The organism is Aliagarivorans marinus DSM 23064, assembly GCF_000429485.1.
GTDB classification, from domain to species: domain Bacteria; phylum Pseudomonadota; class Gammaproteobacteria; order Enterobacterales; family Celerinatantimonadaceae; genus Aliagarivorans; species Aliagarivorans marinus.
In genome coordinates, this window is the sequence record NZ_AUBY01000016.1 from 105,913 (window position 1) to 119,029 (window position 13,117).

The 13,117-nt window shown below is 52.6% G+C and carries 11 protein-coding genes; 4 read left to right on the plus strand and 7 right to left on the minus strand.

Translation table 11 applies throughout. The annotated features are described in order from the left end of the window. Positions 1–13: 13 nt before the first annotated feature. Positions 14–1,120 (minus strand): ABC transporter ATP-binding protein, encoded by a 1,107-nt coding sequence (locus G461_RS0107330; protein WP_026971355.1) that lies wholly within the window; start codon positions 1,118–1,120, stop codon positions 14–16. Positions 1,121–1,718: 598 nt separating this feature from the next. Here G461_RS0107330 and nhaA point away from each other — a divergent pair. Further along, on the plus strand, positions 1,719–2,921 hold the full coding sequence (gene nhaA / locus G461_RS0107335) for a Na+/H+ antiporter NhaA (RefSeq protein ID WP_026971356.1): 1,203 nt from the start codon (positions 1,719–1,721) through the stop codon (positions 2,919–2,921). Here nhaA and G461_RS0107340 read toward each other — a convergent pair. The 3 genes from G461_RS0107340 to G461_RS0107350 form a co-directional block, all read right to left on the minus strand. Further along, the gene (locus G461_RS0107340) at positions 2,891–3,556 is read right to left on the minus strand and encodes a cupin domain-containing protein (RefSeq protein WP_425393806.1); all 666 of its coding nucleotides are present in this window, start codon (positions 3,554–3,556) and stop codon (positions 2,891–2,893) included. The genes nhaA and G461_RS0107340 overlap by 31 nt on opposite strands. A gap of 12 nt (positions 3,557–3,568) precedes the next feature. Continuing rightward, positions 3,569–4,630 carry a PQQ-dependent sugar dehydrogenase gene (locus G461_RS23615; RefSeq protein WP_051333425.1) on the minus strand — a complete coding sequence of 354 codons (1,062 nt, stop codon included), beginning with the start codon at positions 4,628–4,630 and terminating at the stop codon, positions 3,569–3,571. A gap of 174 nt (positions 4,631–4,804) precedes the next feature. Then, entirely contained in the window at positions 4,805–6,403 is a 1,599-nt protein-coding gene (locus G461_RS0107350) for a BCCT family transporter (RefSeq protein WP_026971358.1), read from the minus strand. Between the two features lie 338 nt (positions 6,404–6,741). Between G461_RS0107350 and katG the strand changes: the two genes are divergently transcribed. Then, entirely contained in the window at positions 6,742–8,898 is a 2,157-nt protein-coding gene (katG, locus tag G461_RS0107355; RefSeq protein WP_026971359.1) for a catalase/peroxidase HPI, read from the plus strand. A gap of 212 nt (positions 8,899–9,110) precedes the next feature. Here katG and G461_RS26060 read toward each other — a convergent pair whose 3' ends face one another. Further along, positions 9,111–9,287 (minus strand): hypothetical protein, encoded by a 177-nt coding sequence (locus G461_RS26060; RefSeq protein ID WP_157360256.1) that lies wholly within the window; start codon positions 9,285–9,287, stop codon positions 9,111–9,113. Between the two features lie 541 nt (positions 9,288–9,828). Here G461_RS26060 and G461_RS0107365 point away from each other — a divergent pair. Further along, positions 9,829–10,812 (plus strand): Gfo/Idh/MocA family protein, encoded by a 984-nt coding sequence (locus tag G461_RS0107365; RefSeq protein WP_026971360.1) that lies wholly within the window; start codon positions 9,829–9,831, stop codon positions 10,810–10,812. A 7-nt stretch (positions 10,813–10,819) separates the two neighbouring features. On the opposite strand, the gene G461_RS0107370 is transcribed toward G461_RS0107365, so the two are convergent. Both G461_RS0107370 and G461_RS0107375 read right to left on the minus strand, forming a co-directional pair. Continuing rightward, positions 10,820–11,308 carry a CIA30 family protein gene (locus tag G461_RS0107370; RefSeq protein WP_026971361.1) on the minus strand — a complete coding sequence of 163 codons (489 nt, stop codon included), beginning with the start codon at positions 11,306–11,308 and terminating at the stop codon, positions 10,820–10,822. Between the two features lie 335 nt (positions 11,309–11,643). Continuing rightward, positions 11,644–11,910, minus strand: a complete 267-nt coding sequence (locus tag G461_RS0107375) for a DUF3081 domain-containing protein (RefSeq protein WP_026971362.1) — start codon at positions 11,908–11,910, stop codon at positions 11,644–11,646. Positions 11,911–12,221: 311 nt separating this feature from the next. Between G461_RS0107375 and G461_RS0107385 the strand changes: the two genes are divergently transcribed. Further along, the gene (locus G461_RS0107385; RefSeq protein WP_026971363.1) at positions 12,222–12,947 is read left to right on the plus strand and encodes a tellurite resistance TerB family protein; all 726 of its coding nucleotides are present in this window, start codon (positions 12,222–12,224) and stop codon (positions 12,945–12,947) included. The last annotated feature ends 170 nt before the right edge of the window (positions 12,948–13,117 follow it).

The following is a 13,117-nucleotide window of genomic DNA, read 5'->3' on the forward strand; positions in this document are numbered from 1 at the left end:
ATCCCTTGTTGGTTTAGGTTGTACTTAAGTTAAGTGCTAACCCGTCGTTGACGGACCACGTTAGACTGGTAACAGCACCAGCGCTGAGCTTAGGTGCCTGATGGTCGTTGAGCTGCTTAATCATGATTTCTGACTTGTCTTCCAGCTGGAAGAAGTAGCGAATAAAGTCGCCTACGTAGAGCTGGGTAATAAAGGTGGCATTGATGCGGTTATCCAAGGCGACCTTATCGCTGGCGATAAACAGGTTCTCTGGCCGAACCGCCAGCACACAGGCTGCTCCTGCTTCTGGGCAATCGCCGGTAAGGGCTTTGATCCGACTGCCATCGCTTAGCTGCAGCTCGGTATAGTCGTTGTTGCGCTGCAAAACGGTGCCTGCCAGGTGATTGTTCTCGCCGATAAAGTCGGCCACAAAGGCGTTGCTGGGGCGCTCATACAGTTGGTCGGGACTGGCGCATTGCTGCACGACACCTTGATCGAATACGGCAATCCGGTCTGACATGGTCAGCGCTTCGGTTTGATCGTGGGTAACATAGATGGCCGTAAAGCCGAGCTGTTCGTGTAAGCGCTTGATCTCAAATTGCATCTGTTCGCGCAGGTTTTTGTCGAGGGCACCGAGTGGCTCATCCATCAACACAATCGATGGCTCAAAAATCAGTGAGCGTGCCAGCGCCACCCGCTGCCGTTGGCCACCCGATAAATGCCCCGGATAGCGTTTGCCAAAGTTACTCAGCTCCACCAAATCCAGTGAATTGGCCACCCGGCGTTTGACTTCGGTATCGGGGAGTTTTCTCACTTTGAGCGGATAGGCGAGGTTTTCTTCCACCGTCATATGGGGGAACAGTGCATAGTGTTGGAACACCATGCCGATATTGCGGTGGTAGGGCGCCACATGGGTAATAGGCTGGCCTTCCACCAAGATCTCGCCACTGCTAACATCTTCAAAGCCCGCCAGCATCATCAAACAGGTGGTCTTGCCCGAGCCAGAAGGGCCAAGCAGGGTCACAAACTCGCCTTTAGCGATATCGAGGGTAAAGTCGACCACTACCAAGGTGCGTTGGTCGTAGCTTTTCTTTACATTTTTGAACTGTACGTAACAGCTGTTATCTACGGCGGGCGGCATCCATTCCCTCGGCGTTGTTGGCGCGGCCCCGCGATAGATATTCAAGGATAGGGCGCGCAACTCGTTAAAAGTTAACGGTTAAATCTTTTAGTGACGTTGTTTAGCTACCCATTAAACAAAGCAAAGACTCATGGAAAGGTAAAGAAAAAATCTGCTGCCGTGGGTCGGATTGAGCAATTACTCGGGTTAGAAGTGAGTTTTGTCTAGGGCTTGCGCCTCACTATGCTCTGTTAGCTTGGCCACGTTTTGCACAGTGCTAGAGTAATGACACGGAACCGGCGGTCAATTTAGCAGAAAATGGCCTTTTAACGAAAATGCAGAAAATTAAAGTCAAATAGACGCCAGAATCGCCGAGTTTGCTGCGAAACAGCCATTCGCTAAGTAATTTCACATGCTTCCTTTCTTTTTTGATAGGTTTAACAACGATATAACCTAACAAGTACATCAACGGACAAAAAATAGACATCACGTTGTCCTAAACATCAAAAAGTCACATTTAAAGGCTGAAATTTTTGAAGGCGATCAAGTTCACAATTTTACTTAGGTCTTAGTGATAACTTACTGACTTGAAAGCACTTACGCATGAGTAGAGGGAATTATGCCAGGCTATATCGAGCGTCTACTGAAAAAAGACGCCGCTAGCGGAATGCTGTTGATGTTATCTGCCGCAATGGCCATGTTCTTAGCCAACGACCTTATCCTCGGCCCTTTTTACTTTGACTTGCTCGACCTTCCCATACAGTTTCGTATTGCTGAGTTTGATATCCACAAGCCGCTGCTGCTGTGGGTTAATGACGGCCTGATGGCCATCTTCTTCTTGGTTATCGGGCTGGAGGTAAAAGAAGAGATCTGCCATGGCAGCTTGTCGTCGCTGCAAGGCGCAATGCTCCCGATCATTGCCGCAGTGGGAGGGATGGTGGTACCCGCGACTATCTATGTGCTGTTTACCCTCAATAGCCCCGAGTTCCTAAACGGTTGGGCGGTACCCGCGGCCACCGATATCGCCTTTGCCTTGGGGATTATGATGCTGCTGGGTAAGCGGGTGCCTACCAGTTTAAAAGTGTTTTTGTTGGCACTGGCCATTAGCGATGATTTAGGGGCAATCTTAATCATTGCCCTGTTTTATAGCGGCAAGATCTCCATGGCTGCATTAGGTTGGTCGGTAGTCGCCATGGGCGCGTTGTTTATCCTAAACCGTCGTCGCTACAGTGGTCTGACTCCATACATGTTCTTTGGCTTGCTGCTGTGGACAGCGGTACTCAAATCCGGCTTGCACGCCACGCTCGCCGGAGTGGTGGTGGGCTTCTTTATGCCGATGAACGGCCGGGAAGGAGACTCGCCGCTGGCACATATGAAGCAATACCTCTATCCCTTCTCCAACTTCTTTATCTTGCCGGTGTTTGCCTTCGTCAATGCCGGGGTCGACCTTAGCGGCGTGAGCCTGAGCTTCTTGGCCAGCCCGATCAGTTTGGGGATTATGCTAGGGCTGTTCCTTGGTAAGCCATTGGGTATCTTCTGCTTTAGTATGTTGGCGGTTAGGCTAGGCATTGCCGAGTTGCCACAAGGCGCCAACCGCACTCAGCTGTTTGCCACATCCAGCTTGTGTGGTATTGGCTTTACCATGTCGATTTTTATCTCTTCACTGGCCTTCGCCGAGGCGGCAACCTTGTCGCAATCGCGATTAGCCATTCTCGGCGGTTCGTTTGCCTCTGCGTTGGCAGGTTACTACTTGCTGTGGCACAGTACCCGCGAGAGGCAGCAGGCCTTGATTCAGGCAGAGATAGGCGCGTCGCTGAAATAACCCGCTAAACTGCCGGTTTTACGCCATAGCAGGCAATCTTGCTGGGCGTGGCCGGCCACTTGATCTCTGGCCATGCGTATCCAGCTAAACGCCCGCATAAAGCGCTCTCCAATCTTGATGTTTCCCTTCAGTAGAAACAGCTCCTCGCCAAAATCTTGGGTGGCAAGGGGTAGGCTGGCTCCGGCATCGACCGACACCAGGCTGACCCGTTCGTCGTTATGGGTGTATAGCTCCAGCTCGGTAACCCCATCACTGAGTTGCGTCCAGCTTTGCTCAAGCAGCGGTAGTGCCAAAAGCGTGTTGTCGCTGGCTTGCATCTGGTTGAGTTTGACGAACAGCACGCAGCCATGGTCGCTGAATGGAACATGCGAGCTGCCGGGAGGGTTACGTAAATAACTACCGGCGGGGTAGTGGCCATTTTCATCGGAGAAGGTGCCGTCGAGTACCAATATTTCTTCTCCTTTAGGGTGCTCGTGACCGTGGAAACTGGCGCCGGGCAGGTACTTAACTACGCTAGTGACCCAACCATGTTCAGCGGCTTCCCGCTCTAATGGCTTGCGCAGTACTCCCGGGTGGGGGCTTTCTTGCCAATGCATAGACTCGACGTCGATAAACAGGTTAGTGCTACGATCCATGTTCAACATTGTCTATCCCTCAGGACTCAGATAATAGAGCGCGCCGCTAGGACTGTCGGTTAGAATATACAGTCCGCCGCTAGGGGAGCAGCGCACATCGCGAATACGTTCGTTGATCGGCAGAGCGATTTCCTGTTGCGCCACTATGTTACCCGCTTCGAGCGATAATTCGAGCAACTTTCGCGCTTTTAAAGCGCCGACAAACAGGCGCTGTTGCTGATAACACAGGCCAGAAGGTGCGATGGACGGGGTCCAGTGCAACAGCGGTTGCTGCATGCCGGGCAGCGATTGATGGGGGCTGATCTCTGCACCGGAATAGTCCACGCCATAGGTAATAGCCGGCCAGCCGTAGTTGAGGCCGGGCTCTATCAGATTAACTTCGTCACCGCCTTTGGGGCCATGCTCGTGCAGGTAGATGCGGCCATCGGCGCTGACGGTCAGCCCTTGCGGGTTACGGTGGCCATAGCTGTAGATCTCTGGCAGCGCGTCTGAGCGCTTAATGAAGGGGTTGTCGTCGGGCACGCTGCCGTCGGGATGAATGCGGATTAACTTCCCAAGGTGGTTATCGAGCTCCTGAGATTGCTGCATCAAGTGATAGCCGTCACCGGTGGTGAGCAGCAGGGTGTTATCTGCAAGCTGCGCCAGTCGCCCACCAAAGTGATAGGCGCCAGATTTCATCGGGCTTACCTGAAACAGCACGGTGACATCGCGAAGCTGGTTGCCTTGCAAGCGGGCGCTGGCAAGGATAGTCGCGTTAGCACTGGCGCTACCTGCGGCATAACTCAGAAAAAGGAGCTTGCTGCTGGCAAAGTCGTGGGCGGGGAGTACATCAAACAGGCCACCTTGGCCCGATGCATAGATGGCTGGCAGGCCGATAATCTCGACGGGGCGAGTGTTGCCGGACAAATCGACCCGCCATAGCTTGCCACGACGTTCGGTGACTAAGGCTTGCTGGTCGCCAATCAGCGCCATTGACCAGGGGTGAACCAGTTGATCGGTTACGGTAGTGAATTGCCGAGCGAAAAGGGCATCGCTGGTACAGAGGCAAACAACAAAAAACCACGCTCGTATCATCCTGACACCTGCTGCTGGTCTACGAGTATCTAAGTATTATACGCCAACATCGTTAACCTGCTGAATTTGCGGCAAACCTATGCGGAAGCAGGAAGTAAAGTAGAGCGGCTGAATACTGAAGAGTGGCAAATGGTGCCGCATAGAATGCGGCCCCATTAATAACACGTTACTGCGCTAGGAATACGCGATGCTGCGTGATTGCCCTGCGACTTCGCTGCGCATGCCCATAATCAGGCAGACACACATTACCAGCAGGATCACAGTGAATGGCAGCGCGGTGGAGATAGCGCCTGCTTGCAAGGCCTCAATGGCTTCAGTGCCACCTACCCACAACAGTACCGAGGCGATAAGGCCTTGGCTGGCTGCCCAGAAGATACGCTGTGGCACCGGTAAGCTCACCTTGCCGCCAGCGGTAATGCTGTCGACGACCAGTGACGCTGAATCTGAAGAGGTCACAAAGAACACCAGAATCAGCAGTATTGATACCAGCGACAGCAAAGTGCTCATTGGCATCACTTCATACAGGCTGAACAGTGCCAGCGACACGTCGGTCAGGCCATTGCGGCCCAACTCGCCGATACCGTTGACCACCTGATCGATGGCAATGCCGCCGAAGGTCGACATCCACAGCAAGGTCACCAAGGTGGGGATCAACAAAGTGGCGGTAATAAACTCGCGGATGGTGCGCCCTTTCGATACGCGTGCGATAAACATCCCGACACAAGGTGACCATGAAATCCACCACGCCCAGTAGAACACAGTCCAGCCGTGCATCCAGGCTTGGTCTTCGCGACCATGGGGAACGGCTAGGGCAATGATGTTCTCCACATAGCCGCCCAGCGCATTAAACAGTGACCCTGTCACTACGCCAATGGCGGTCAGGGCCACTACGACGACCAGCAAAAACGCCACAATCAGGTTGATGTTACTCAGCACCTTTACGCCGCCATCAATGCCGCGTACCACCGAAATCACTGCCAAGGCCGTTACCGAAGCGACCACAATCAATTGCAGGCCGATGCCCACCTCAAGGCCAAATACATGGCTGATACCCGCAGATGCCTGTTGGGCGCCTAAGCCTAGCGAGGTGGCTACACCGAACAAGGTCGCCAGCACGGCCAATATATCGATGATATGACCAGCCCAGCCCCAGGCGCGGTCACCGAGGATCGGGAAGAACACCGAGCGAATCGAAAGCGGCAAGCCTTTGTTATAGGCAAAGAAGGCCAAAGATAAGGCCATGACCGAGTAGACCGCCCATGGGTGCAAGCCCCAATGGAACATGGTCGCACCCAGCGCCAAGCGTGCAGCTTCGGGGGTATTGGCTTCAACCCCCAGTGGCGTTTCAAACCATCCGGTGAAGTAGGCCAAAGGCTCAGCGACACCCCAGAAGATCAAGCCAATGCCCATACCCGCGGCAAAAAGCATGGAGAACCATGATTTGCGTGAGTATTCGGGCTTGGCCTTGTCGCCACCGATGCGGATCTTGCCGTAGGGCGAGAGAACCAAAGCGATGCAAAACAGCAAGAAGAGGTTGGCGGACCACATGATCAGGCCATCAAAATGGTCGATGATCTGCCATTTGATGCTGTCGAGCGCTGATTTAGCGGTGCTGGCATCGACCAGCAGGAGGGTGACAACAAAAAACAATACCAGCGCGGCACTGGTGCCGAATACGGGGTTGTGGATGTCCAGACCCCATTTCTGAATATTGTCCTGGCCGACCACGTAGTCGGTGTTGTCGATACTATATCTGTCAGTGTGAGTAGACACTAATCCTCAATTTGTTGATAGATGAATTTGTTGAGATCACGACTAAACAAAAAGCACCTATGAAAGGTGCTTTGTGGTTACTCATGACGCGATTATTATCTCAAAATATCTAGTTTCAATCAAAAATTCGACACATATCACTGAATGGGTGGGATTTGGTGGTGTTATTGTAGATTTGGCAGGTGGTCAAAATGTAAGCATAAACTGCTTAATTTCAATTGATAGGGTTACTCAATCGTAGTGATATTTTTAATCAACTTATCTAATTGAAAATCCGGAACCATACTGTTCAGGTGACTTGGATTACGTCACTCCCCCACAAACAGGAGTTACCAGAAATGTCCGCAAGCAAATGCCCGTTCATGCATGGAGCACTCTCCAGCACAGAGAAGACCGTCACCGAATGGTGGCCAAAAACCCTTAACCTCGACATCCTGCACCAGCACGATAGCAAGACTAACCCCTTGGGGGCCGACTTTAACTATCAGGAGCAGGTCAAGCAGTTGGATGTGGCGGCGCTAAAAGCTGATCTAAAGGCCTTGATGACCGATAGCCAGAGTTGGTGGCCGGCAGATTGGGGCCACTATGGCGGCCTGATGATCCGCATGACCTGGCATGCCGCTGGTTCCTACCGCGTTGCCGATGGACGTGGCGGTGCCGGCTCGGGTAACCTGCGTTTTGCGCCGCTCAACTCGTGGCCAGACAACGCCAACCTCGATAAGGCCCGCCGACTGCTGTGGCCGATTAAGAGGAAATACGGCAACAAGCTTAGTTGGGCCGATCTTATCGCTTACGCAGGGACACTCGCTTATGAGTCCATGGGGCTAAAAACCTTCGGCTTTGCCTTTGGTCGCGAGGATATCTGGCACCCAGAAAAAGACACCTACTGGGGCTCGGAGAAAGAGTGGCTAGCGCCAAGTGGCAGTGAAGGTAGCCGTTACTCAGGCGAACGCGACCTGCAAAATCCTTTGGCCGCAGTGATGATGGGGCTGATCTACGTGAACCCAGAAGGGGTCGACGGCAACCCTGACCCGCTTAAAACCGCCCACGATATGCGCGTCACCTTTGCACGTATGGCAATGAATGACGAAGAGACCGTGGCACTTACCGCCGGTGGCCACACCGTAGGCAAAGCCCATGGTAATGGCGATGCTGCAAACCTAGGCGCCGAGCCGGAAGCCGCCGGCATTGAAGAGCAGGGCTTGGGTTGGAATAACCATACTACCCGAGGTGTGGGTAACGACGCAGTGACCAGCGGCATCGAGGGCGCGTGGACCACCCATCCTACACAGTGGGATGCCGGCTATTTTGACATGCTGTTCAAGCATGAGTGGCAGTTGGTGAAAAGCCCCGCTGGCGCCTGGCAGTGGGAGCCGGTGGCGATTGATGAGCAAGATAAACCTGTAGATGTTGAGCAGGGAACCCAGCGCCACAACCCAATGATGACCGATGCGGATATGGCGCTGAAAATGGATCCCGCTTATCGCAAGATCTCAGAGCGCTTCCAACAAGATCATGACTACTTCTCCGAGGTGTTTGCCCGAGCCTGGTTCAAGCTAACGCATCGCGATATGGGACCGAAAGCGCGCTATATCGGCCCTGACGTGCCTAACGAGGAGCTGATTTGGCAAGACCCTGTGCCCGCAGGCCCGAAAGATTATGATATCAGCGTGCTAAAAGCGCAGATTGCCCAATCCGGCCTTAGTATCAGCGATATGGTCACTACCGCCTGGGATAGCGCTCGCACCTACCGTGGCTCAGATAAGCGCGGTGGCGCCAATGGTGCGCGTATTCGCTTATCCCCACAGCGCGACTGGGCGGGGAATGAGCCTGAGCGCCTCAACCGAGTGTTAGCGGTTCTGGAGCGTATTGCCGTCGATAACGGCGTCAGTATTGCCGATGTGATTGTGCTAGCGGGTAATGTGGGCGTGGAGCAGGCAGCCAAGGGCGCTGGTATTGAGGTAGACGTGCCGTTTTCACCGGGGCGCGGCGATGCAACGCCTGAGCAAACCGATGCAGAGTCATTCGCGGTACTCGAGCCGCTTCATGATGGCTACCGCAACTGGTTAAAGCAAAGCTACTCGGTGAGCGCCGAAGAGATGTTGCTCGATCGCACCCAGCTTATGGGGCTCACTGCACCAGAGATGACAGTTCTGCTCGGTGGTATGCGGGTGCTCGGTACCAACCACGGAGGCAGTCAACATGGCGTATTTACCGACCGGGTAGGGGTGCTGAGTAACGATTTCTTCGTGAACCTGACCGATATGCGCTATAGCTGGAAGCCCGCAGCCGATGGCCTGTACCAGCTGGTGGATCGGGACAGCGGCGAGCTGAAGTGGACTGCAACGCGAGTTGATTTAGTGTTTGGTTCCAACTCCATCCTGCGCGCCTATGCTGAGGTTTATGCTCAAGATGATAACTTGGATAAATTTGTGCAAGATTTTGTTAGCGCTTGGACGAAGGTAATGAATGCAGATCGATTTGATTTAAGTTAATCAACTAGTTGTCGTTTTTGATAGGCTCGCTTGCGCTATGCAGGCGGGCTTTTTATTATCCGGAACATTGCTGCAAAGACTTCAGTTTATTTGCCGGGGTATTATTTATTTTCTGGCGAATTTATTTTTCGATTTTTGTATTGATTGTGCGGACTAATAAAACAAAAGCCTCCACAGTCTTGTGAAGGCTAATAGAGTTACTGTTGAATTAACTAGCTTTGATTGCGAATGTCTTGGCATTCATTAATCTTCATTTGAGGTGAAATCATATTGCCCTGTTTGTCGAAACAGGCAACGGTTGGCATCCCGCCACTTCTGCCCATGGCGTAGGAACTGGTAGCTGGGACAATAACGGCTAACGCTAATACTACACTTGCAATAATCTTCATTACGTTTCTCCTGCGAAATGTAAACAAACGCTTCCTTGCTGCTATTCCTAAAAAAATCCTAGACCAGATATTTCTGATGTAAATATATTTTTAGCAAATAATTTTGGGTCGACCGCTTCAATAATTTAATTCACCGGTTGATAAGTGTTGTTAACCGGTGAATGTATTTTTATTTTATCGCTCGCTCATTGTTTGCATTTCGATTTTTTATTGTGTGGGTGTCGGTAAGATGCTGATTGTCAAAGAAAGGAGTGGGTGATGGTGATTTTTGTTAATTAAATTTTCGTAAAAAGTGTTCGGACCAATCTATGCAATTAAACGCAATTATTATTGTGCAAGCGCGTATTAACGATGTTCATTATTAATCTCCTGTGATTTTTGTTTACTAGCAACGTTAGGTTGAGCGCGTATTCATCGTCGCAGTACCTGCTGCTTGCGCTTTGCCGAGCACTCTTCGCCACACGCTTATCACTTGGATCTAGCCAGGTCTTATTGCGCGGGGTAGGCTTGTTTATTTGCTTGTAGGGTTACAGGAGCAGTAGTGAGTAACAATCAGCGCATTCGTTGGGGAATCATCGGCTGTGGTGCGGTGACCGAAGTAAAGAGCGGTCCGGCTTATCAACAGACCGATGGGTTTGATTTAGTCGCAGTGATGCGGCGCGATGGGCAAGCGGCAAAAAGCTACGCTGAGCGCCATGGTGTGCCGAGCTACTACAGCGACGCTGATGCACTAATAAACGATGACAATATCGACGCGGTGTATATCGCCACTCCACCTGATTCGCATGAGCTCTACGCACTGAAAGTGGCGCAAGCCGGTAAGATCTGCTGTATCGAAAAGCCTTTAGCCCCCAGTTATCAAGACTGCGTAGCAATCTGCGATGCGTTCGCAAGCGCTGGGCTACCGCTGTTTGTGGCCTACTATCGGCGCTCTTTGCCGCGCTTTGTCAAAGTCAAAAGCTTGCTGGAGAGTGGTGTGATTGGCGATGCGCGGCAGATCAACTGGCAGTTTAGTAAAGCGGCATCCGAGCTGGACCTATCCGGCGCGTATAACTGGCGAACCGACAAGCTGATTGCCCCCGGTGGTTACTTTGACGATCTGGCCAGTCATGGCTTGGATCTGTTTGCTTTTCTGCTCGGTGATATCAAGCGGGCTAAAGGCATTGGCCTAAACCAACAGGGGCTGTATAGCGCCCTCGATTCCATCGCCGCCTGTTGGCAACATGCGAGCGGGGTGACTGGTTCGGCTTGCTGGAATTTTGCCAGCTACAGCCGGATCGATGAGGTGACGATTTTGGGCCGTCGCGGCGAGATCCGTTTTTCGGTGTTTGGCGAACAGCCAATTACCGTGGTTGACGCGAGTGGTGAGCAGCAACTGTATATCGATAACCCGGCGCACATTCAGCGCTACCATGTGCAAAACATCCGTGCGCAGCTGGTCTCCGGCGTACCTCATCCATCCACCGGCGTTAGCGCCAGTCACACCGCATGGGTGATGGAGCAGATACTTAAGGGTGCGGATTAGAGCTCATTTAAGGCGCGGGAAGGAACTGGAGCTGCACAAGCTCTAGCGCAAACGGCCCTGGCTGCTTATCGGCAATCAATAGTCCCACCTGATTTATCGCTTCAGCTTTGAGTGAGGGCGCGTCGCTAATAAGCCTTCCGCGAAACGTGGCTTGGAAGTCTTTGAGTTTAAATAGTTTGCTGTGACGCTGCCCTGGAACGGTGGCAAACTCATGTTTGTAACGGACCAACTCACCGCCGCTTATCGTTGCAAAACGTAGCTGATAGCGACGCCCATCGCCGATAAACACCAGCTCGACCCGGTCAATGGCGGCGGGAAGGTTCTCAATGGGGCGGTTGACCGAACTAAAGCCTCCATTGTTGGAAAGTGATAACTCTCCAGAAAACACGCTCCAGCGACCGTCAAATAGCAGCTCGCCTTGGGAGAGTCCACCCATCACTCCGTCATTGGTAGCACGCCATCGATGGTGTTCGTCAGGTGCGGATAAGTCGATCATCGGGCTTCCTGCTGTAACCGGGTGAGCAAGCGATAGTGCAGTAAAGGCCAGGAAACATGCGCGCTCTATACCCGAGCAACCTCAAGATGCTTGTTCAGCGAGATTTACCAGTCTCTCAGGCAAGGCACTGCTCCGCCGATCTAGTGGTCTAAATCAAGGAGCAGTAACGCAGTATGAGAGACTGGTAAACACGCCCTTCGGGAGGCGCTCAATGTCCATAGTTCTTCGTTGAAAGCACTTGAAATGAGTCACCATTCCTTCGTACTTTCGCCTCGCTCTATGGACATTGAGGTCCTCTGAATCCTGCATCTTGAGGTTGCTCGGGTATAACACATTCATGACATAGGTTCACTGGCGGTCAGTGCCAGGCAGCGTTCAACCAACTCATTGTAGCTGGAGGGCTTGTCATACTCGATTTTCAGCGAGCCGTGGAACATCAGCGTGACCGTGACATCTTTATAGCCCAGCCAGCAGGTGTAGCCGTCGAAGTCGTGCCATGCACTCAGCCCGTCTAGTTGGTATTTAGACTGCTGCTTGGTGCCATTAGAGCTGACAAGATCAAATACGCGAAGAAAATCTCTGATGGTGAGTCTGCTGTCCATAGGTGGCTCCTGCTTAGTTGGGCCAACACGCGCCCTGATAGGTCGATTTCACCTGTTTAGCTACGTGTAAGTGTTCCTCCTCGATCAATATGGCGTGTCTCTGATACCTCTTTGTGGGGTGATCAGCCAACGCGATACGCACGTTTACTAGAGCGTCGACAAAAGCGTTCACAACGGAAATCACCGGCATAATCGCCTATCTTTGAGAAAAGTGGGTGTTTTTAGCAGGCTCGCTTACAAACAACGCTTAGTACAACACAACTATTCATTAAAGCGCTCAGTACTCGAATAACTACAAAAAGGAAGATGTTATGGCTGATATCAACAAACTACTCGGTGGATTAATGGGCAGCGGCGCCGCGGGTGGCTTTGCTGGCGGTTTGGCAGGAGGGCTAGCCAGTGGGCTGCTTACTAGTAAGTCTGGCCGAAAAATGGGCAAGCAGGCCTTAAAGCTTGGCGGCGTTGCCGCGGTTGGCGCACTTGCCTATAGCGCCTATCAGAAATACAGCGATAAAAGTGGCGCGGCGGCAAGCGGGCAGGCCCAGCCAGATGTAACTTATTCTCCGCAGCCTGCGCAACAAGCGGCTCAAGCGACCTACTCCCCAGCAAGCTCTGCGGGGCATACCGGCACGCTTACTCAGGCACCCGCAGGTTCAGCCTTTATGCCAGCGGCAAATGATATCGCCGCTCAGGAGGCCTTAGGGCTTACTCTGATCCGCGCCATGATTGCTGCGGCGCGTTCCGACGGTCGGCTGGATGCCCAAGAGAGCCAAGCGATCTTCCAACGTATTGAAGCGCTCGGCTTAGATGCCGACACCCAACGCGTGCTGGTGCAGGAGATGGGGCATCCGGTGGATATGGACGCCATTGTTGCCAGCGCCACCTGCCCAGAGGTGGCCGCTGAGATCTACGCGGCATCGCTGTTGGCCATCGAGGTCGACTCCGCCGCCGAGCGTGCCTATCTGTCGATGTTGGCAGCGCGCCTTAATCTGCCGCAAGGCTTGGTGAATGAAATAGAAGCTCAAATGGCGCTGTAGTCGCCATCTCCCCCTGTCGCTGTAGTAAAAGCTACGCAGCGACAGGGTTTGTACCTATATTCTAATCTAACCCCTTATCGAACTCGGCCGCTGTTTCGAATCCCCTTACTAATCTGAATCCTGCATCTTGAGGTTGCTCGGGTGTAAGCCACTGATGGATATAGACAAAA

Coding starts and splice junctions, on each gene's coding strand:
- G461_RS0107370 (WP_026971361.1), bottom strand. CDS start 11,308: ATGATCGACTTATCCGCACCTGACGAACACCATCGATGGCGTGCTACC.
- G461_RS0107385 (WP_026971363.1), top strand. CDS start 12,222: ATGGCTGATATCAACAAACTACTCGGTGGATTAATGGGCAGCGGCGCC.
- G461_RS23615 (WP_051333425.1), bottom strand. CDS start 4,630: ATGATACGAGCGTGGTTTTTTGTTGTTTGCCTCTGTACCAGCGATGCC.
- nhaA (WP_026971356.1), top strand. CDS start 1,719: ATGCCAGGCTATATCGAGCGTCTACTGAAAAAAGACGCCGCTAGCGGA.
- katG (WP_026971359.1), top strand. CDS start 6,742: ATGTCCGCAAGCAAATGCCCGTTCATGCATGGAGCACTCTCCAGCACA.
- G461_RS26060 (WP_157360256.1), bottom strand. CDS start 9,287: ATGAAGATTATTGCAAGTGTAGTATTAGCGTTAGCCGTTATTGTCCCA.
- G461_RS0107375 (WP_026971362.1), bottom strand. CDS start 11,910: ATGGACAGCAGACTCACCATCAGAGATTTTCTTCGCGTATTTGATCTT.
- G461_RS0107330 (WP_026971355.1), bottom strand. CDS start 1,120: ATGCCGCCCGCCGTAGATAACAGCTGTTACGTACAGTTCAAAAATGTA.
- G461_RS0107340 (WP_425393806.1), bottom strand. CDS start 3,556: ATGGATCGTAGCACTAACCTGTTTATCGACGTCGAGTCTATGCATTGG.